Source organism: Lachnoanaerobaculum sp. OBRC5-5, assembly GCF_000296385.1.
Taxonomy (GTDB): Bacteria; Bacillota; Clostridia; order Lachnospirales; family Lachnospiraceae; genus Lachnoanaerobaculum.
The window spans coordinates 1217821-1236263 of sequence record NZ_JH815185.1; the positions used below are offsets into that span (position 1 = coordinate 1217821).

At 49.9% G+C, this 18443-nt stretch carries 18 protein-coding genes and 1 pseudogene; 10 read left to right on the forward strand and 9 right to left on the reverse strand.

Annotation, left to right across the window (positions count from 1 at the left end; all coding sequences use genetic code 11):
• Window positions 1-44 precede the first annotated feature (44 nt).
• The 9 genes and pseudogenes from HMPREF1135_RS05655 (at window position 45) to HMPREF1135_RS05695 (ending at window position 7674) form a co-directional block, all read left to right on the forward strand.
• On the forward strand, window positions 45-1553 hold the full coding sequence (locus HMPREF1135_RS05655; RefSeq protein ID WP_007592971.1) for a Y-family DNA polymerase: 1509 nt from the start codon (window positions 45-47) through the stop codon (window positions 1551-1553).
• Window positions 1550-1972, forward strand: a complete 423-nt coding sequence (locus HMPREF1135_RS05660) for a hypothetical protein (RefSeq protein ID WP_007592973.1) — start codon at window positions 1550-1552, stop codon at window positions 1970-1972. The genes HMPREF1135_RS05655 and HMPREF1135_RS05660 overlap by 4 nt, the downstream gene beginning before the upstream one ends.
• Before the next feature lie 263 nt (window positions 1973-2235).
• Entirely contained in the window at window positions 2236-2565 is a 330-nt protein-coding gene (locus HMPREF1135_RS05665) for a plasmid mobilization protein (protein WP_034242944.1), read from the forward strand.
• Window positions 2526-3893 (forward strand): relaxase/mobilization nuclease domain-containing protein, encoded by a 1368-nt coding sequence (locus tag HMPREF1135_RS05670; RefSeq protein WP_007592979.1) that lies wholly within the window; start codon window positions 2526-2528, stop codon window positions 3891-3893. The genes HMPREF1135_RS05665 and HMPREF1135_RS05670 overlap by 40 nt, the downstream gene beginning before the upstream one ends.
• A gap of 195 nt (window positions 3894-4088) precedes the next feature.
• Window positions 4089-4304, forward strand: coding sequence for a helix-turn-helix domain-containing protein (locus tag HMPREF1135_RS05675; RefSeq protein ID WP_034242946.1), 216 nt, complete (start codon window positions 4089-4091; stop codon window positions 4302-4304).
• A gap of 135 nt (window positions 4305-4439) precedes the next feature.
• Complete coding sequence (bsh, locus tag HMPREF1135_RS05680; protein WP_007592981.1) at window positions 4440-5417, forward strand: choloylglycine hydrolase; 978 nt, start codon at window positions 4440-4442, stop codon at window positions 5415-5417.
• A gap of 45 nt (window positions 5418-5462) precedes the next feature.
• Window positions 5463-7022: a cardiolipin synthase gene (cls, locus tag HMPREF1135_RS05685; protein ID WP_007592984.1), complete on the forward strand. Its 1560-nt coding sequence runs from the start codon at window positions 5463-5465 to the stop codon at window positions 7020-7022.
• Window positions 7023-7220: 198 nt separating this feature from the next.
• Window positions 7221-7391, forward strand: a pseudogene (locus HMPREF1135_RS05690) (phospholipase D family protein); the annotation flags it as partial.
• Entirely contained in the window at window positions 7390-7674 is a 285-nt protein-coding gene (locus HMPREF1135_RS05695) for a hypothetical protein (RefSeq protein ID WP_034242948.1), read from the forward strand. The pseudogene HMPREF1135_RS05690 and the gene HMPREF1135_RS05695, both read left to right, overlap by 2 nt.
• 401 nt (window positions 7675-8075) lie before the next feature.
• Here HMPREF1135_RS05695 and HMPREF1135_RS05700 read toward each other — a convergent pair whose 3' ends face one another.
• Complete coding sequence (locus HMPREF1135_RS05700; protein WP_007592991.1) at window positions 8076-8651, reverse strand: SLOG family protein; 576 nt, start codon at window positions 8649-8651, stop codon at window positions 8076-8078.
• A 151-nt stretch (window positions 8652-8802) separates the two neighbouring features.
• Between HMPREF1135_RS05700 and HMPREF1135_RS05705 the strand changes: the two genes are divergently transcribed.
• Entirely contained in the window at window positions 8803-9132 is a 330-nt protein-coding gene (locus HMPREF1135_RS05705; RefSeq protein WP_007592993.1) for a helix-turn-helix domain-containing protein, read from the forward strand.
• Window positions 9133-9493: 361 nt separating this feature from the next.
• Here the strand turns inward: HMPREF1135_RS05705 and HMPREF1135_RS05710 are convergent, their stop codons facing one another.
• Genes HMPREF1135_RS05710 through HMPREF1135_RS05745 form a run of 8 tightly spaced genes read right to left on the reverse strand, consistent with a single transcriptional unit; the run spans window position 9494 to window position 18438 of the window.
• Window positions 9494-11266, reverse strand: a complete 1773-nt coding sequence (locus HMPREF1135_RS05710) for an antirestriction protein ArdA (RefSeq protein WP_007592995.1) — start codon at window positions 11264-11266, stop codon at window positions 9494-9496.
• Window positions 11267-11279: 13 nt separating this feature from the next.
• Window positions 11280-11495 carry a transposon-transfer assisting family protein gene (locus tag HMPREF1135_RS05715; RefSeq protein WP_007592997.1) on the reverse strand — a complete coding sequence of 72 codons (216 nt, stop codon included), beginning with the start codon at window positions 11493-11495 and terminating at the stop codon, window positions 11280-11282.
• A 1-nt stretch (window position 11496) separates the two neighbouring features.
• Window positions 11497-12690, reverse strand: coding sequence for a MutS domain I (locus HMPREF1135_RS05720; RefSeq protein ID WP_007592999.1), 1194 nt, complete (start codon window positions 12688-12690; stop codon window positions 11497-11499).
• 12 nt (window positions 12691-12702) lie between these two features.
• A complete protein-coding gene (locus HMPREF1135_RS05725) occupies window positions 12703-14592 on the reverse strand; it encodes a DUF3849 domain-containing protein (RefSeq protein ID WP_007593002.1) in 1890 nt (629 codons plus the stop codon).
• Between the two features lies 1 nt (window position 14593).
• Entirely contained in the window at window positions 14594-15367 is a 774-nt protein-coding gene (locus tag HMPREF1135_RS05730; RefSeq protein ID WP_007593003.1) for a hypothetical protein, read from the reverse strand.
• On the reverse strand, window positions 15364-17433 hold the full coding sequence (locus HMPREF1135_RS05735) for a DNA topoisomerase 3 (protein ID WP_007593005.1): 2070 nt from the start codon (window positions 17431-17433) through the stop codon (window positions 15364-15366). The genes HMPREF1135_RS05730 and HMPREF1135_RS05735 overlap by 4 nt, the downstream gene beginning before the upstream one ends.
• Window positions 17430-18209 carry a DUF4366 domain-containing protein gene (locus tag HMPREF1135_RS05740; RefSeq protein WP_007593007.1) on the reverse strand — a complete coding sequence of 260 codons (780 nt, stop codon included), beginning with the start codon at window positions 18207-18209 and terminating at the stop codon, window positions 17430-17432. Before HMPREF1135_RS05740 ends, HMPREF1135_RS05735 begins: the two co-directional genes overlap by 4 nt.
• Complete coding sequence (locus tag HMPREF1135_RS05745; protein ID WP_006573549.1) at window positions 18202-18438, reverse strand: DUF4315 family protein; 237 nt, start codon at window positions 18436-18438, stop codon at window positions 18202-18204. The genes HMPREF1135_RS05740 and HMPREF1135_RS05745 overlap by 8 nt, the downstream gene beginning before the upstream one ends.
• Window positions 18439-18443: the final 5 nt, after the last annotated feature.

Genomic DNA, 18443 nt, shown 5'->3' on the forward strand with positions numbered 1-18443 from the left:
TAAGCCCCTGCCTTTATACATCGCAGGAAGGAGGACAGCCGAAAATGAAAGACAGAACCTACATTGCAATCGACCTGAAATCCTTCTATGCCTCCGTGGAATGCCGGGAGCGCGACTTAGATCCTCTGGACACAAACCTCGTGGTAGCAGACGAAAGCCGGACGGACAAGACTATCTGCCTTGCCGTTACACCCTCCCTCAAAAGCTACGGTATCTCCGGACGCGGACGGCTATTTGAAGTCAAGCAGCGAGTGAAGGAAGCGAACGCCGGACGGCAGCACGACGCACCGGGACACAGGCTGGACGGCACATCACACTTCTTCTCGGAGCTGCAAGCAAACCCGTCTCTGGCGATCGACTTCATCATCGCGCCGCCCCGGATGGCGTATTACATGGAGTACAGCACCCGCATCTATCAGGTTTATCTCAAGTATATTGCCCCGGAGGACATCGTTGTCTACTCCATCGACGAGGTGTTCATGGATGTGACGGACTACCTGAACACCTACAAGCTCTCGGCACATGACCTTGCCATGAAGATCATCCTCGATGTGCTTGAAACAACCGGCATCACAGCAACAGCAGGAATCGGCACGAATCTTTTCCTCTGCAAAGTGGCAATGGACATTGTGGCGAAGCACATCCCCGCCGACAAGAACGGCGTCCGTATTGCGGAGCTGGATGAGATGAAGTTCCGACGTGAGCTTTGGTCTCATCAGCCGCTCACGGACTTCTGGCGCGTGGGTCGGGGCATTGCCAAGAAACTTGAGCAAAATGGGATGTTTACGATGGGCGATGTTGCCCTCTGTTCAGAGCGGAATGAAGACTTGCTTTACAAGCTGTTCGGCAAGAACGCGGAATTGCTCATTGACCATGCGTGGGGATGGGAACCGACCACCATTGAGGCAATCAAGGCATACCGTCCCAGCTCCAACAGCCTCAGCTCCGGTCAGGTATTGCACTGTCCCTATGAGCCGCAGAAGGCGAAGCTGGTTGTCCGGGAAATGACGGACTTGCTCGTGTTGGACTTGGTGGACAAGGGGCTTGTCACTGACCAGATGGTTCTCACAGTTGGCTACGACATCGAGAACCTGACCGATCCGGCACGACGGGCAAAGTATCACGGCGCGGTGGAGACAGATCATTATGGGAGGCAGATTCCGAAACAGGCGCACGGCTCTATTAACCTCGACGGTCACACATCCTCTACCCGCAAAATAATGTGTGCTGTGTCAGAGCTGTTTGACCGGATCGTGGACAAGAATCTGCTTGTCCGCCGTATGTACGTTGTTGCAAACCATGTTCTGCCGGAAGCGGACGCGCCGAAGAAAAACGACGGTGCTGTTCAGCTTGACCTCTTCACTGACTACGCCGCCGAAGAGGAAAAGCAGAAAGCCGAGGACGCCGCTTTGGAGCGTGAGCGGAAAATACAAGCCGCCACGCTTGCGATCAAAAAGAAGTACGGCAAGAATGCCATCCTCAAGGCGATGAATCTTGAAGAAGGCGCAACTGCCAAAGACCGTAATGCGCAGATCGGAGGGCACAAGGCGTGAACAGAAAATACAACGAGATCATGGGGCATCCTCACCACGTCTCCAAGACCCGACCGCAGATGCCAATGTCAGATCGTGCAGCGCAGTTTGCTCCCTTCGCTGCCCTCACCGGCTACGATGCTGCAATCAAAGAAACCGGACGTCTGACTGACGAAAGGATCGAGCTTGACGTGGAAGCTCTAAGTGCATTGGATATGAAGTATCAGCTTCTTATGGAAGCCCTTGATGAAGCACCGGAAGTTACCATTACCTACTTCCGGCCTGATGAGCGGAAGGCTGGCGGAAAATATGTATCAGCAGTCGGCGCAGTCAAAAAGATCGATGATTTTGAGCGGCGGATCACCATGCAGGACGGCGCAAAGATTCCGATGGATGATGTGCTGTCTATTGAGGGAGAGCTATTCTCAGTGCTTGAGTAATATTGAAAACGGTTTGAAAAAGACGCTATTGAGCGTCTTTTTCTTTTTCGGATACCTGACATTTTTGCTTTATTTGTCCGTATAGAGTGAAGGGGGATTTTACGGGGAGTCTCTGCGAGGGAATACGATTTTAGAGAATAGCAAGCACAGCCGGTGTATATACACACGGCGATTTTCGATTAAGGAAACCCTCCCCTTAATCTGAAAAATGCTTGTTGGGATGCCTCCCAAACCCTCTTCCTTTACGAAAGGACGGAACGCCTATGGCAAACAGAACGCGACCAAATCAGATACTCTTCTTCGTCTCCGACGATGAAAAAAGAATCATCAAGGCAAAGATGGCGCAACTCGGAACAAGGAACATGGGAGCATATCTCCGGAAGATGGCGATTGACGGCTATATCATCAAGGTGGACTATACGCAGCAGAAGAAACTTGCCGCCGCAGTCAGCCGTGTTGCTTCGAACATCAATCAGATTTGCCGCCGCATCAACTCCACCGGACACTTCTATGCGGATGATGTTGCAGAGCTGAAAGAAAGGCAGGGTGAGATATGGCAGTTACTAAAATCAAGCCAATCCGAGGAACTGTAAACAAAGCTCTCACCTATATTCTTGACCCGCAGAAGACAGACGATGCCTTCTATGTTTCGTCCTACGGGTGTGCTGCAAGCGATGCGGCGGCAAAAGAATTTGAATGGACAAGAAACCTCGCAGTACAGCAAGGAATGCAGATGCCGAAGGTGCTTGCCCGTCATCTGATCCAGTCCTTTGACATCGGTGAAGTGACACCGGAAGAGGCTCATGAAGTTGGAAAGCAGCTTGCGGACGAATGGCTCAAGGGCAAGTACGAATATGTGATTGCAACCCACATCGACAAGGGGCATTGCCATAATCACATCATCTTCAATGCCGTGAACTATGTGGACTTCCATGCCTACCGGAGCAACAGGAGAACCTATCGGGAACTGCGTCAACTCAGCGATGAGATATGCAAGGAACACGGGCTGTCTGTGATCCCCCCGTCGCAGAACAAGGGCATGGGCTACAAGGAGTACACCGAAGCCAAACGCGGCACGAGCTGGAAACAGAAACTCAAGCAGACCATCGACCGACTTGTCATCACGGCGAAGGACTATGATGACTTTCTACGGCTTATGCAGGAAGCCGGTTATGAAATCAAGACCGGCAAATACATCTCCTTCCGCGCTGAAGGTCAGGAGCGGTTTACAAGGTCTAAAACTATCGGTGAAAACTACACCGAGGAACGCATCAAGGAGCGGATTGCCGGACGGACGCCCCGAAGAAGTCAGAGACAGACCACGCCGAAGGGCATCTCTCTCATCGGAGATATTCAGGAGCGGATCAGGCTTATCGACAGCAAGGGTTACGAGCATAAAGCAAAGCTCACTATCCTCAAGGAAGCGGCACGGACACTCAACTATCTCACGGAAAACAATCTGCTTCAATACGCCGATCTTGAGAAGAAGGTTGAGGATGTTCACGGTTCCTATGACCGTACCGGCAAGGAACTGAAAGGCGTTGAAGCACGTCTGCGGGAAGTCCAGCCGCTCATCAAAAATATCTCCAACTACCAGCGGCTCAAGCCTGTATATGATGCCTTCCAGAAGACAAAAGACAAGCCGGGGTTCAAGGCAAAGCATGAAGCCAAACTTGTGATCTTCGAGGCGGCACGGAGTACGCTGCTTGCCATGCAGGGCGATGAAAAACTGCCGAGCTTGAAGACACTGCAAGCGGAACAGCAGCGACTTCTTGAAGAGCAACAGCGGCTCTATGATGAACGTGCGAAGCTCAAAAAGGAAGCACGGCTGATCGACACCATGAAGGCAAATGTAGATATTTTTCTCAAGCCGAGTGTAGTTCAAGAGCCTGAACAAATTCGAGATAACCAGAGAGAATAACAAAAAGGCTGTGCTGGCTTTTTGACCGGCACAGTCTTTCCCTTTAGCTGTATATCATCCAACTCGAAAAAATTGAACGTCTCGTGCAAATCGGTCGTATTCACCCAAAGTTTACGAAACTCTATTGAATAGCAGACCTTCTTGTGCTATAATGTAAGTTAGGATTATTTCACATACTTTGCTGAGGTGAAAGTCATGAAAGCAAGCTACAAAAAATTGTGGAAACTGCTCGTCGATAAGGAAATGAGCAAAGGAGATCTACACAAAGCGTCCGGGCTGTCTTCTAGTACCATGACAAAACTCCGAAAGGGCGAGGACGTGTCAATGGAAGCTCTGAGAAAAATCTGCATTTGCCTTGGCTGCAATATTGGCGATATCGTGGAGTTTGTCCCTGACAACACACAGTCCTAAATATGGGACAGGCACTATGCTATGATAGAGTAGGTAGATTGGAGCAAATGTGATAGATCAGACACACCCTTATATACTATTGTTCAACAAAAAACTTATTGATATAGTTCATATTATTTAGGAGGATAAACAATCATGTGTACAGCAGCAACCTATAAGACAAAAGATTTTTACTTTGGACGAACCCTCGATTATGAATTCTCTTACGGTGATCAGATAGTAATTGCACCACGTAACTATTCATTCCATTTCCGTCATGTTGGCGATATGAAAAATCATTATGCAATTATTGGAATGGCTCATGTTGCAGAGGATTATCCTTTATATTATGATGCGATGAATGAAAAAGGAGTGGCAATGGCAGGTCTGAATTTTGTCGGAAATGCTGTTTATTCCGAGGTTCAACCAGATGTGGAAAATATTGCACAGTTTGAATTTATTCCATGGATTTTAAGTCAGTGTGCTTCTTTAGCAGAAGTTCGTAAGCTTCTTAATCGAATTAATATTGTTAATACTCCTTTCAGTGAGCAATTGCCATTAGCACAATTACATTGGATTATCGCTGATGAAAATGAATCAATTACTGTAGAGTCTATGTCAGATGGTCTACATATTTACGATAATCCTGTAGGAGTGCTTACGAATAATCCGCCATTTCCACAGCAGATGTTTCAATTAAATAATTATATGTATTTATCCCCAAAGCAACCCAAAAACACTTTTGGAGGAAATTTGGCTCTTAATGCATATAGTAGAGGTATGGGAGGTTTAGGTCTTCCGGGAGATCTTTCATCTTCTTCTCGTTTTGTGCGTGTGGCTTTTACAAAGGTAAATGCAATTTCAGGTGAATCTGAGGAAGAAAGTGTTAGTCAGTTCTTTCACATTCTTGGATCTTTGGATCAGCAACGTGGATGTTGCGAAGTGACTGATGGAAAATATGAAATCACATTGTATACATCCTGTTGTAATGTTATTAAAGGTATCTATTATTATAATACTTATGAAAATCATCAGATCAGTGCGGTAGATATGCATGCAGAGGATCTGGAAAGTAATAAATTGATTTGTTATCCAGTAATTCAAGGGGAACGAATCAATTATCAAAATAAATAGTATTTTGAATATAGAGCTGACGTAGAAAGAAGAGGTGGAATACATATGAAGCAAGATACCTTAGAAGGAAAAGCGAAAACAAAAAACGGAGTAAAACGATTGTGTTTTTCCATAATCTGCATTCTTCTAGAAGTAGTTTTTATTATTACTATTGTAACACGCTTAAATGAATATGCAGAAATCATAAATCTATTTACAAGGATTTTAAGTGGAATTTTAGTTTTGGAATTGTATGCATCAGATAAGACATCTTCCATGAAAATGCCTTGGGTTATATTAATTTTAATTTTCCCAATTATGGGTGTAGGCCTATATTTATTGATTGGTTTGAATGGCGGCACACATAAAATGCGTGAGCGATATGCAGAAATTGATAGCAAATTGTTACCAATGCTTCCGGACAGTCAGGAGTGTTTGAGCAGAATAAAAGAAACAATTCCGAAAGCAGGAAATATAGCAAGTTACATACAAAGAAATTCGCAGTATCCAATCTATCAGAATACGGATATTGTGTATTTTGATGAAGCAGTGAAAGGATTAGAGGCACAGCTTAAGGATTTGGAGAAAGCACAGAAGTTTATCTTTATGGAATATCATGCGATAGAAGACGCTGAAGCATGGCATAAGATTCAAGATGTTCTGGAAGAGCGAGTAAAAGCAGGTGTGGAAGTTAGAGTATTCTACGATGATATGGGTTCTATAGGCTTTATTAACACAGATTTTGTGAAAAAGATGGAGACAATAGGAATTCATTGCCGTGTATTCAATCCGTTTATGCCAGGCTTAAATCTGTTTTTGAACAATCGTGATCACAGAAAAATAACAGTAATTGATGGAAAAGTTGGATTTACAGGTGGATATAATCTTGCAAATGAATACTTTAATTATACGCATCCGTATGGGCAGTGGAAAGATACCGGTATTCGTTTAGAAGGAGATGCTGTTCAGTCGCTTACAGTGACATTTTTAGAAATGTGGAATGCTGTTAGTGAAAAAGCTACGAATGATACTGATTTTAGTAAATACATTATTCATTACGATTATAAAGCACAGCAAACAGGTTTTGTTCAGCCTTATGCAGACAGTCCTATGGATAATGAGCAAGTAGGAGAAGAAGTTTATATCAGTATGATAAATAAAGCTGAAAAATATTGTTGGTTTATGACTCCATATCTAATCATAACAGATGAAATGACGCATGCGTTATGTCTGGCTGCTAAGCGAGGGGTAGACGTAAGAATTATCACACCTGGTATCCCTGATAAAAAATTCATTTATAATATAACTCGTTCTTTTTATCATGGATTAGTTAAACATGGTGTTCGTGTTTATGAGTGGACTCCTGGCTTCTGTCATGCAAAAATGAGTGTGGCAGATGACTGTATGGCAACTTGTGGAACAATTAATCTGGATTATCGAAGTTTATATCACCATTTTGAAAACGGCTGTTTTATGGCAGATTGTCAGGCAGTTGTGGAAATAAAAAATGATCTGATAAGAACGATGGGAGAATGTCGTGATGTGACAGACCAATATCAAACCGGACGAAGTGCATATTTGCGACTGGGACAATTATTTATGAGATTATTTGCTGGATTGCTATAAGAATCTGATGAAACGACCTTTCAAAAAACAGTTGATTTAGAAGTTAACTGTTTTTGAAAGGCCGTTTTTGCTATATCTAACAGTCTGTTGTACAAAGAAGATTTTGCATGGATGAAAAAAACAAACCTTGTTGAGGTTAAATTGAGATTGACTTTGTATTGTATAAGTATGAATTAAAAAGGAATCAGGTGATGTACAATGAAAAAGTATAAAATATGTAAAATCCTTCTTGTTATACTGGCAATTTTTTTATGTGTGGCTTTTTATGAATTGCTCGGAATCTGCGTTGCATATAAAAAGCAGCCGGATGTGTCCAATACAACCAAAAAAGAAACACAAAATGATTCGTGGAACGAACGCAGCGAGAATGGACAATAGATTTTATTTTGGATTCAATACATCGGAGGAACGGAAAAAGCGCAGAAAAGCAGAGCTGTACTCCATGAGTGAGCAAGTCAGCACCTTCTTTTGGGATGAAGCCCCGCAGCATGGATTGGAAATGCGTGAGGGGCAGCAGGATATGTCTTTTGAGATTGTGGACGCCCTCATAAACGATCTGCATTTTGCGATTGAAGCTGGCGTGGGCATTGGCAAGTCCTTTGGCTATCTTGGGCAAGGTTTTTCAACGAGATCGGGATTTCTGCAAAGCTGATGAATCATCCGCTGACCAAGCTCTGTGAAAAGCTGTTCGACGAACACCGTCTGATGGACTTTCATCGCTGCGTCTTGGATGTGGACTATCGAAAGCAGCTCCTAAATGAACTGGCTCATAACTAACACACGGAAAAACGCCCCCGACACTGTGCCAGACGCACAGTGCCGGGGGCGTTCCCGTTTCCAGCGATTTATTTTTCCCTCGGCAAGGTACTGTTCATAAGGTGACACTTTCCGTTTTGCGAAGCCGTGAAAATTCGATGTGTTCCGTGGAGATGTTCACTGGGCAGCATACGCTGTACACGTTTCCAATAATCACTGAACGGTGCAATGTGTATTCGCTATCGGGAAATACTTCACGGTTTTCACAACGCTTGATTTAGAAGGGGGATTTTTGCCTTATTCCTGCGTGACTTCAAGGGAAGCCGGATTGATGACGATGATGGACTTGCTCATTTTGTGGGCATACCTCACGGTATTTCCGGTTCCGCTGGGGCATCCATTCCATACTGCGAGAATATAATCGGCATGATCTACCATGTACCGATTTCTCTTGTCCATGCAGTCCGGCGTGTACTCCCGTTGCAGCATGGTCTCCTTGTCACACTTTGCCGCGATATTGTAATACCGTTCCCGTGAAGCCACAGACCATTTGATCGCTTGTGTCTCACAAGGGATTGCGCTTTCCAGAGTAATGTGAGGGTATTTTGATTTCAAATCGAGTACAATTTCCGCAGCATACATATCGACGCCAAGAGCCATGCCGGTAATAAAATGCGTGACGCCCTTGTCCTCGATGAGTGCTACAATCTGATCCCGCATAACAGACTTCAAAGAAGCACAACGCTTATCAGATTCATCAAAGCCGAACGGAAGACTCTGCGGTCTGTGACCGGTAAACGCACAAGTCTTGCCTTGAACGGATTGCTTTGCAGCTTTTTGAGCAGACTTTCTAAACTCAATAATGCGCAACATGACACCCCTTCTTTCACTCTTTTGGTAGGTAACTCCATTCTATCACCCTCATCACGGACAGTCAACGCATTGTCGTTAGTAAAATCAACGACAACGTACCGTGGATAATGACACCGCCGTTAGGTACACTAAATGCAAAGGTGGTGAGGCTATGCGAGAGAAGAAGGACATCAATATTGAAATCGGCGGCAATATTCAAGTGGCAAGAGAACAGGCGGGCTATACGCAGGATACGCTCTCAGAAATGCTTGGCATGACGCCGAATCACCTGAGTGCTATTGAGCGTGGTGCTTCCGGTATCTCTCTTGAAGCCTTGCAGCGCCTTTGCCGTTTGCTCGGCGTCAGTGCGGACCGAATTATCTTTGGGACTGACGAGCCAGAAGTGGAAGCCCTTGCGCTTGCCAGACGTATTTCGGATATAAAGCCGGAATACCGGCAACAGGTTCAAGAGCTGCTGTCCGCTATTTTGAATATGCCATAAAAAAAGAGCCTCTGCCGACACCCGAAACGGGCATCGACAGAGGCTCTTGATTCGTTTTCCGGGCATTCAAACAAGTGCCGAAATCGACACTTATTTCCGCGCTAAAGAAGAAACTGCGCAGGGAGTACAATCACTTAGGCTGGTCAATTTGTGTCGCTCTGAGGCTTGCAATCACAGGCTTTTTCGACCCCTAACTGTCTACACCTCGATGCCTTGCGGGAGAAGTGCGGACAGGCGATGAGATCCGCACGGAAACTCTGCTTGCAGCTATGGACGCAGCGGACGCAGAAGCGGTTATACTTCCGGCGTCCGCTGTCCCCGATGAAGAACGACCACTCCTGCCGCCACTTCTGACTTCTGCTCACAGCTCAATCTCTCCTTTGTGTTTTTTGGGAGGGCAGCATTCCTTCTGCTTTTCAGCCTTTGCGGACTTGAGTCTGTCCATGATGGAGGACTTTTCGCCGGTTTCGGGGGCTTTGACATCAAGGGTCTTGTCTTCCTTCGGACCGTTGTTGATGATCCCATCAATCATGCCGTAGTCATCCTCCATCGACATCTCCGCTGCCTTGAGATAGTTTTCCTTCTCAAGAGCTGCCATCCAGCTCTCTTTGCTGATACCGAGCATTCCGCCCTTTGCCGCATGATCGGCAATCTCCTTGGCATCCACGCACAAGCCCTCGGTGTTATCGGAATAGAGGCGGTAAACCTCGCAGCCCTTCTCCAAAGCCTTCTCAGCCGCCTCCTGACCGACGGGAAGAACGCCAGCCCATGCGTAGCCGTAGTCCTTCATATCCTGAACGGAGAGCGCGGAATCGGGCATTTCCGGCACTTCCTTGACCTCAAGGTCGAGAAGGCGGAGCGTGTCATCGTCGAAGCCGTTGTAGACATCATCAAGGACGAGCTTGCCGCGCTCATCGACGATGATGCAAGCCGCCTCATCGCCGTAGGCGTCATGCTCCATCAGGTAAAAGCTGTGACCGCCGACCTCGTGCTGGTCAATGGTGTGCCACGTCCCGATGTGACCAGCAACCGTCAGACCGGAGGTATCGGCGTTCATCTCAAAGTCCTTCTGCTCAATGCTCTCCTGCTTCTGCTGTTCCTTCGAGATCATGGGGATCGCAACAATCTTATCGCCCAGCTTTGCAAACTGCTCAGGGACTTTGAAATGGTCAGAGAACTTCTGCATCTGCTCTACGGTCAGAGAACCGAAGCTGTCATCCGTCAAGCCAACTACCATGAATGTTCCGGCAACAACGTCGTAGATGTCACCGTCCTCATCACGCAGAGCGCGGTTCAGGGGCAGACCTTCCAGCTTGCCTTCCTCATTACAGACTAAGGCAACCGGGTCTTCGTAGGGGTAAATCGCCTCGATGCAGCCGCCGACCTCATGCTGCAAGGACTCCAGACCGGAGTCAATCTCCTTCACATAAGGCTCCTTACCCGGCTCAACGATGAGAACGGCAATGGTGCTGTCACGCTCGGCGGCTTCCCCTGAGCCGGTGATCCGGTATTCGTCGGGAATATCATCAAGCTCCCCGTCAAACTGCCTGTCCCACCTCTCGCTTGCAACGCGGACATAGCCCTCATCGGTGAAACGTCCCTGCTCATCCATCGCAATGTCGCGCCCATAGCGTTCATAGTCGATGTAATTTGCCAGAGGTCCGAGATCCTTTTCAGAGTAGATACCGGCTTCGTGGGCGTAATAGTAGCCGAGATCGGATTCGTCGTTGATACCGGGCATGATGTCGTAGCAGTCCAGATTGAACGTCAGGTTGATGAGATCGTCGATGTCGCTGACCTCATCGCAGCCAGCCTCCATAATAGCAACGAGCTTTTCCTGATCGCTCAGGGAAAGCTCGTCAATCAAAGCGGCAAGGTAGTTGAGCTTATCAAGGCTCTCGTACTCGCCAAGCATCTTCTGAACGCCATAGATCGGGCATTCGTAGTCGGTGATAAACCACTCTTCGTAGGGCTGACCGAACTCATCCTGCTTGCCGATCCCGATGCGCTCAAAGACCTTCTGCATCTCTTCTTCGGTGGTGGGGAGCTTCACCCACTCACCGACCAGCATACCCTCGTTGTACTTGCCGAGGTTTGTGACGAAGGCTTCAAAATTACCGTCTAATACGGGCATAGGCATCCTCCTTTCAGTCATCCACCATGCCGTCCGGCATGACATACAGTTCCTCAAACTCCGTGTCCGTCATGGCTTCGAGCTTCCGGATGGTCTTATACATCAGCTCTGCGATCTCGCCGTCCATGTCGTTCAGGGTGACGCCCTTCATATCGTCGATCAGCCGCTTCCGGCTGGACGTATTGAAGCAGCACATCAGGTTGATTTCTTCCACGGTAAAATTCTTCATATCAGAGTTCCATATCCTTTCCTTTGTTTTTCTGCGGCTTCGGTGTGTGGGACAGCTGGGCTTTCTGCGCGGATTTCAGCTTGTCACGGATGGATTCACGGGCAGCGGGTTTCTTGGAGATGGTGTCGTAGATAGCAGTTCCGGCATCCTCCACATAGGAGCGGACATACTGGATGCTCTCAGAAAAGCGGATGGGGCGGTTCTTGTCCTCAATGTTGGTCAGCCGGACCTCATCAGCGGCAAAATCAACCGCGTCGATTCTGCACCTGATTCCGTCCACATTCAGTGTCGCGCCGACAGGAATGTAATCTGCGGCTTTGAGTTCCTTGAAGGTCTCGCCGTCCTTGCTGAGAAAGACATCCGCGCCGGACTGCCAGAGCTTCTTTGATGCAGCTACCCACGCAGCTTCACGGAAGCCAGTCACCGGCATGGATGGCTTGCCGCGCACCTTCTTTTCAAGGAGTTTTGTGCCGAGAAGTGGCGCGGCTTTCTTTGCGTCCTTGCCGTACAGCTCAAAATAGCCGTTCTGAGCAAAGCAGACCAGCGCGTCCGGATGAGCCTTTTTGACTGCCTCATATTTGCGGAGTTCTGCAACGGGCAGAGGTGAAAGCGCCTCTGTCCTTTCTGCCTCCGGCAGTCTGTCGCGGTGGCTTTTCTGTTTGGTCAACACTTCTGCCAGAGCCTCAGCATCCTTCGGGAGCGTCCGGTGGGCTTGTACGCCGCCATGCTCACTAACCAAAGCCATTGCCTCATCGAAGCTGCTGCGGCAGGGGGCTTCCAGTACAAAGCCGTCTGCGAAGGTCAGCCGGTCATGGTCCGGCGCAACCGAGTTCTGCGCCACATTTGCCGCCTGTTCCCGGTAGTTGATCTCAAAGACATCCCCGAACACCTTGCCGCGCTTAACGGCTTTCGGGACAATGACGCGGGCAACGCACTCATCGTAGGTCTGTTCCGCATAGAAACGGAAGGTGTTGTGATCCCGCGTTCCCTGAATGAAGACCTGATTTTCGTTGAGGCAGTGCGTCCCATGCGGACGGCAGAACCACATCAGCGTCCTGTCTTCGGGATTCTGGCTTTTGGCGGCGCGGCGGATGATGCGCTTGTCGATGTCGAAGTCTTCCTTGTAGCTGTCTACATGACTGTCCACGAGCTTCTGCAGCTCCGCAACGATGTCAACATCTGTGTATTTCTTCATGCTTCTCCTTTCTCACAACTCCATGTCGTGCGTTTTGGATTTGACCGGAGATTTCTTCTCCGGCTGCTGTTTTGCGGCAGTCCTGAGCTGATCGCGGATAGAGGGCTTTTCCTGCTTCAGCTCCTGCTTGACGTATTCCAGCGTCGGCATCAGCTCACGGTAACAGCCCTGTGTTTTCCGCGCCGCATGACGGCGATGGATTTTGAACAGCGGCTCACCGTTCTGCGTGACCGTGTTGCCCTCGATCCTGACACCGTTCCGCGCCAGCAGATTGAAGGAATGATTGGAGGCGCGATAGGACGCCCGCATTCCGTCGTTGTTATAGGCAATCTGCCCCTTGAGCGTGTCCATGACGGCGGCTTTGATTTCCTTCTCTTCGGCAGTCAGGCGGTGCGCCTTCGGTGCTTGCGCTGCTTCCTCCGGCATGGAGGCAACGGGAGACTTGACCTCCACGGTTTTTACCTCAATAGAGGTAATCTCATCGCTTTCCCATGCAACGACCTCCGGGTCTCTTTCCGCTATTTTCTCAGAAGTGGCTTCCTTCTGGGGTTCGGTCTGCTGACGGAACGCATCCACGAAAAGTGCGGTCAGTCCGGGATTGGGTTTATCCACAAGGAAGCGCGAGGCGTTCTCCGGGCAGACATCAACGCTCTTCGCCCATTCCTTGAGGGGCTGGGGAATGCGCCCGTCAAAGTCTTTCTGCTGAATCGTGTTTGCGAGGACATACCGGACACGCTCCGGAGAGAACTGCTCAAGGACACTTTTCACGGCAGCATCCGCATCCAGCCGGTTATCTCCGTAGTTGGAGCTGATCGCCGCTTCAATCGCACGGCGGCATTCCACGTTTGCAGCGAGAGAAGCACGATATGACTCCAGCTCACCGGCTTCATAGGCGTAATTCGCCGTCTCGTGGTAAATGGGGACTTCCGGCTTTTCCTCCGGAACGGTTTCCTTTACGGGAGCTTCGGCTTTCTTCTCTGCGGACTGCGCTTTCTCTGCCAGCAGCACCTTGAGCTTGGCGTCAATGCCCTCAATCATTTCAGCCGCCGTCTTGCGGATGGTGTCCAGAGAGCTTTTCAGCTCCTTGGTTTCCTTGCCGGAAGACCAACCGGCGATATAACCGAAGGAGTAGTCCGAGGTTTCAATGCCGTACCGCTGACAGACAGTGTAGGCTACGCTTTCTGCCTCAACCTCCTTGGTGTGACGATCCTTCTTGTCTTCGGGGGCGGTTTTCTCGTCCGGATTAACGGCGTGGAGCTTTGCGTGAGCGATCTCATGAATGGCGGTTTTGACCGTCTGGATTTCACTCATGCCTTCCTGAATGGCAATGCGGCTTTCAACCGGCGAGAAGAATCCCTTTGCACCGCCCGGAATGTCCTCAAAGGAAATAGGGACGGGAGATTCCTGCCTGAGCGCGTCGAAGAACGCCTCGTAGTTTTCGACGGTGCCTTTCAGTTCATCGACGATGATGTCCGGAAGCTCCTTTCCGTCCGTCTGGGAAACATCAAAGACGCTTACCACCTTGAAGGCAGGACGCAGAACCTCGACCGTCTCCGTGACAGCCTTTCCATCTGCGCCGATTACCGGTTTTTGCGTCAAAGGATCAATCTTCTCACGCTCTTCCTGTGCTTTGTACGGTGCGGGTGCAAGAATCTTGATGCCCTTTTCGCCCTTCATGACCTGACGGTCAAAGTTGCGCTGCCACGAGGTATAACCGGCAACATAGGTTGCCTCCGGCTTCTGCATCGCAATGAGCAGCGTGTTGTTGAAGGAATAGTTGTAGAACTTGGACATCGTGCGGAGATATTCCTTGAACCGCTCGGATTCAAACAGCTCCTTGATGCCCTGTTCCAGCTTGTCCGTAATTTCGCGGACTTGCTGTGCATTTTTGTTTTCAGCCATTTCAAACCTCCATTTCGGATTTGTTTCGGGAAGAAGAAACCCCCGTCTGAGATTTGCTCAATAAACGAGCCTTTACCTCAGACGGGGTTTCTCTGCGTGTCAGCCGACGATGAAAGATGTTATCCTCCTTCTCCCATTCAATCAGCCGGTCAAACAGCTCCGGGTGTTTTGTAATCATGTGCAACAGCTCTTCGTCGCTTGCGTTGGGACAGAACCAGCAGCCGTTTCTCCGGCAGTGAGTGTAGATTGGGGAAAGCAGCCCGTGTTCCTGACAGAGCTTGTAGGCGTCAACCTCGGTCATGCCGTACTTGGCAAGCAGACTGACCTTCTTCACGCCGTCCAGACGCGCAAGGCGTTTGGGTTCATCCTCCGCGATGCCGACATAGCTCACGGTGTCCGGAGAAAGCGCGGCATTGTACTTTCGGACGGGCGGGATTTTGCAGTCCCGATTGACCGCGCACATACCAGCCCATGCGAAGCCGCGAACCTCGCCCTTATGCGGTCCGCGGGTGATGACGTGATGGAACACATCATCGTAGGTCTTGTCCGCATGGAGAATGGTGAACTTGATACCCAGCTCCTTTTCGCAGAAGGGCTTGAGCCGATCATAGATGAAGTCCCGGTGTTCCGGGACTTCGCCGCTTGTGTCCTTGTCGAACATGACCTCGCTGAAAACCGCCTCGTCCAGCGGTTCCTTGTGCTGTGCCGCCAACAGGAGCGTCGCTACGCTGTCTTTGCCTCCACTGCAAGAGGCAACATACTTTGGGTGGCTCATCGGTCAAACTCCATCTTGAAGCTGACGTATTTGCCGCCGCTGTCATCCAGTCGGATCACCGCATCGTAGAGCTGAGGCTTCTTCGGCGTGTAAAGCCCGGTCACGCGGCACCAGCCCTTGTCCAGCAGCTCCTTTGCAATCCTCTTGGTCAGCTTCTTTTTCTTGCTGGAAAAGAACTTGTTGTCTTCCCACAGGCAGAAGGAGCATTCCTTGTTCGAGCAGTAGAAATTGCCCTTGCCGACGTAGACCGGAGAGCCGCAGCGGGGACATTTGCCGATTTCCTCTTTCCCCGTGCCGAAACGCTGGGCTTCGGCATCGGAGAGAAACGGGCAGGCTTTCACGAGATCGCCGGTCATCCGGACAATGCCGCTGAGGAAGGCGTCTGCATCCGCATTGCCGCGCTCAATCTCCATGAGCGTGTTTTCCCATTCCGCAGTCATTGCGGGAGACGTGATCTGTTCCGGCAGAACACAGACGAGGTTGCAGCCGTCCTTTGTGGGAATGAGGGATTTGCCTTTGCGCTCTGCAAAGCCGGATTTCACCAGCTTTTCAATGATACCGGCGCGGGTCGCGGGTGTTCCGAGACCTTTCTTCTCGGTGTCATCGTCAAACTGATCGTTTCCGGCAGTCTCCATTGCAGACAGGAGCGTGTCTTCCGTGTACTGCTTCGGAGGCGTTGTGAAGTGTTCGGTGACGCTGGCAGATACACCATCCAGAGCATCGCCCTCATGGACTTCGGGCAGGGACTTCACGGGATCGTCTTTTTCCTTCGTCTTGAGGGAAGCCTTGAACAGCTCTTCGATGGCTTTCCAGCCGTTTTGAATGACGGTCTTGCCCTTGGTTTTGAACTCGTAGCCCTCGCAGGAGAGCGAGATCTGCGTTTCTGCGTAGGTGTGCTTCTCGCCGGTCGCACATAGAAGGCGCATCCCGACAAGATTGAGGATTTTCTGCTCTGACTGAGGGAGAACGGAAACATCCTGCTTTTCAAGCTGGACGGTCGGGAGAATGGCGTGGTGATCTGTGACCTTACTGTTGTCGGTTACGCGGGCAATGTCCGGAGTGATTGAAACGCCGGAGAAAAGCGGAAGCTGGCGGCAGATGATAGAAATGACCTGACGGGCGGTGTCCTCCATATCATCCGTAATAAACTGGCTGTCCGTGCGCGGATAGGTCAGGAGCTTCTTTTCGTAGAGTGTTTGTACGAGATCGAGCGTCTGCTGGGCGGTGAAGCCGTAGTAGCGGTTAGCCTCGCGCTGCAAGGTAGTCAGATCATAGAGCTTCGGAGGATTGACGGTTTTCGTCTCCCGCTTGAGAGAAGAAACGACGGCTTGCTTTTTCTCGCAAGCCGCCGCAATTCTTTTTGCTTCCTCTTCGGTTTTGACCTTTTCCAGATCGGCGGTCAGATCACCCTTGCCGACGTGGACGTTGAAATACTTCTCCTTCTGGAAGGTTGAGATTTTCCCGTCACGCTCCACCAGCATTGCAAGGGTCGGCGTCTGGACGCGCCCGACCACCAGCTTCTTATGATAGAGCGTGGTGAAAAGGCGGGTGCCGTTGATGCCGACAATCCAGTCTGCCTTCGAGCGGCTGAGTGCCGCTTCATAGAGACGGTCATATTCCTTGCCGTCCCGGAGATGGTTGAAGCCTTCGCGGATGGCGGAGTCCTCCAACGAGCTGATCCACAGACGCTTGAAGGGCTTGGTGCATCCGGCTTTGTTGTAGACCAGCCGGAAGATCAGCTCACCCTCGCGCCCTGCATCGGTTGCGCAGACCAGCTCGGTGACGCGCTTGTCCTTCATAAGAGCGGACAGCACCTTGAACTGCTGTGCTTTGTCCTTCGTGACCTCAAACAGCCAGCTTTCCGGAACAATGGGCAGATCGTCATACCGCCACTTGGCATACCGCTCATCGTAGGAGCTGGCGTCTGCCAGCTCCACCAAATGACCGAAACACCACGAAATGATGTAATTGCCGCCCTCCATGTAGCCGTCCTTGCGGGACGTCGCGCCCAACACCTTTGCGATGGACTGGGCGACGCTGGGCTTTTCAGCAATGACTAAGATCAATCTTCATCACCTTCCGTTTCAGCATCCTCCGCGATCTGCGGCTCTTCATCCTCGTTGATGTACGGCTCTTCCTCGTAGCCTTCATCATCAAAGAAGTCCATATCCTCATCCTTGGGCTTTCTGCCCTTGACGAACTTGATGTAGTAATAAGCTGCACCCGCAGCACCGGCAAGGGCAAAGATGACGAGGATCATGCCGACGTTGGACTTCTTTTCGGGTTTAGGGGCGGGAGCATCGGTTTCTGCATCCTTATCCGGCTCAGGTGTAGCGGGGGCTGTGCCGGTGCATTCGCTCATGTTGGTCTTGCAGACCGGGCAGTCGGTGTTGACCTGACCGGCAGCGCATTTTTCCTTGCAGTTACAGGTAGTCAGAGCCGCCGCAGTATCATCATCCAGCAGCGCAAGCAGATCGCTTTCATCGACCATGTTGAGGAAGTATGTCTGATACTGTTCCTCGTCCTCATTGATGGGTGCATCGTAGTCGATGACAATGAAGAAGGTGTTGCCGCTTTTCGTCTGGACAGTGATGAACTGTTTGTTGGTTGCCTTGTCATAGAGCAAGTCGCGGGTGTAGGCATTGCCCTCATCGTCAATCGGCTCACCCTTCGACTTTTCCGGCGCGGGAGTAGTCTCAGGCTGCTGTTCCGGCTGGGTTGCCTCTGTGACCGGAAGGTTCTGATCGGTGTCATCGGCATAGGCAAACGCCGTGACAGAGAAGCAGGACAGAACCATGACGCAGACCGCAAGGACGGTCAGAAAACGAAACTTCTTACGCATTGTCGATTACCTCCGTATTTTCAGCGGGCTTGGTGCCGCCCTTCATGGAAGACAGGAACGCCATGATCTGATCCTTGTCCATCACCATAGAGCGCACGGTGTTGATGATTTCAAGGTTTTCCAGCTCCGTCTTCTTGTCGTACAGCTCCTTGAGCTGTCCTTCGATTTCGGACTTCTTCTTTTCAGCCTTCTCAATGTCGGAGAGGACTTTCTGATACTTGGGATTCATGCAAA

Bases quoted from the DNA above. Each gene is read 5' to 3' on its own strand.
- HMPREF1135_RS05655 (WP_007592971.1), top strand. From the start codon at position 45: ATGAAAGACAGAACCTACATTGCAATCGACCTGAAATCCTTCTATGCC.
- HMPREF1135_RS05665 (WP_034242944.1), top strand. From the start codon at position 2,236: ATGGCAAACAGAACGCGACCAAATCAGATACTCTTCTTCGTCTCCGAC.
- HMPREF1135_RS05670 (WP_007592979.1), top strand. From the start codon at position 2,526: ATGGCAGTTACTAAAATCAAGCCAATCCGAGGAACTGTAAACAAAGCT.
- HMPREF1135_RS05675 (WP_034242946.1), top strand. From the start codon at position 4,089: ATGAAAGCAAGCTACAAAAAATTGTGGAAACTGCTCGTCGATAAGGAA.
- bsh (WP_007592981.1), top strand. From the start codon at position 4,440: ATGTGTACAGCAGCAACCTATAAGACAAAAGATTTTTACTTTGGACGA.
- cls (WP_007592984.1), top strand. From the start codon at position 5,463: ATGAAGCAAGATACCTTAGAAGGAAAAGCGAAAACAAAAAACGGAGTA.
- HMPREF1135_RS05695 (WP_034242948.1), top strand. From the start codon at position 7,390: ATGGACAATAGATTTTATTTTGGATTCAATACATCGGAGGAACGGAAA.
- HMPREF1135_RS05700 (WP_007592991.1), bottom strand. From the start codon at position 8,651: ATGTTGCGCATTATTGAGTTTAGAAAGTCTGCTCAAAAAGCTGCAAAG.
- HMPREF1135_RS05705 (WP_007592993.1), top strand. From the start codon at position 8,803: ATGCGAGAGAAGAAGGACATCAATATTGAAATCGGCGGCAATATTCAA.
- HMPREF1135_RS05710 (WP_007592995.1), bottom strand. From the start codon at position 11,266: ATGCCCGTATTAGACGGTAATTTTGAAGCCTTCGTCACAAACCTCGGC.
- HMPREF1135_RS05715 (WP_007592997.1), bottom strand. From the start codon at position 11,495: ATGAAGAATTTTACCGTGGAAGAAATCAACCTGATGTGCTGCTTCAAT.
- HMPREF1135_RS05720 (WP_007592999.1), bottom strand. From the start codon at position 12,690: ATGAAGAAATACACAGATGTTGACATCGTTGCGGAGCTGCAGAAGCTC.
- HMPREF1135_RS05725 (WP_007593002.1), bottom strand. From the start codon at position 14,592: ATGGCTGAAAACAAAAATGCACAGCAAGTCCGCGAAATTACGGACAAG.
- HMPREF1135_RS05730 (WP_007593003.1), bottom strand. From the start codon at position 15,367: ATGAGCCACCCAAAGTATGTTGCCTCTTGCAGTGGAGGCAAAGACAGC.
- HMPREF1135_RS05740 (WP_007593007.1), bottom strand. From the start codon at position 18,209: ATGCGTAAGAAGTTTCGTTTTCTGACCGTCCTTGCGGTCTGCGTCATG.
- HMPREF1135_RS05745 (WP_006573549.1), bottom strand. From the start codon at position 18,438: ATGAATCCCAAGTATCAGAAAGTCCTCTCCGACATTGAGAAGGCTGAA.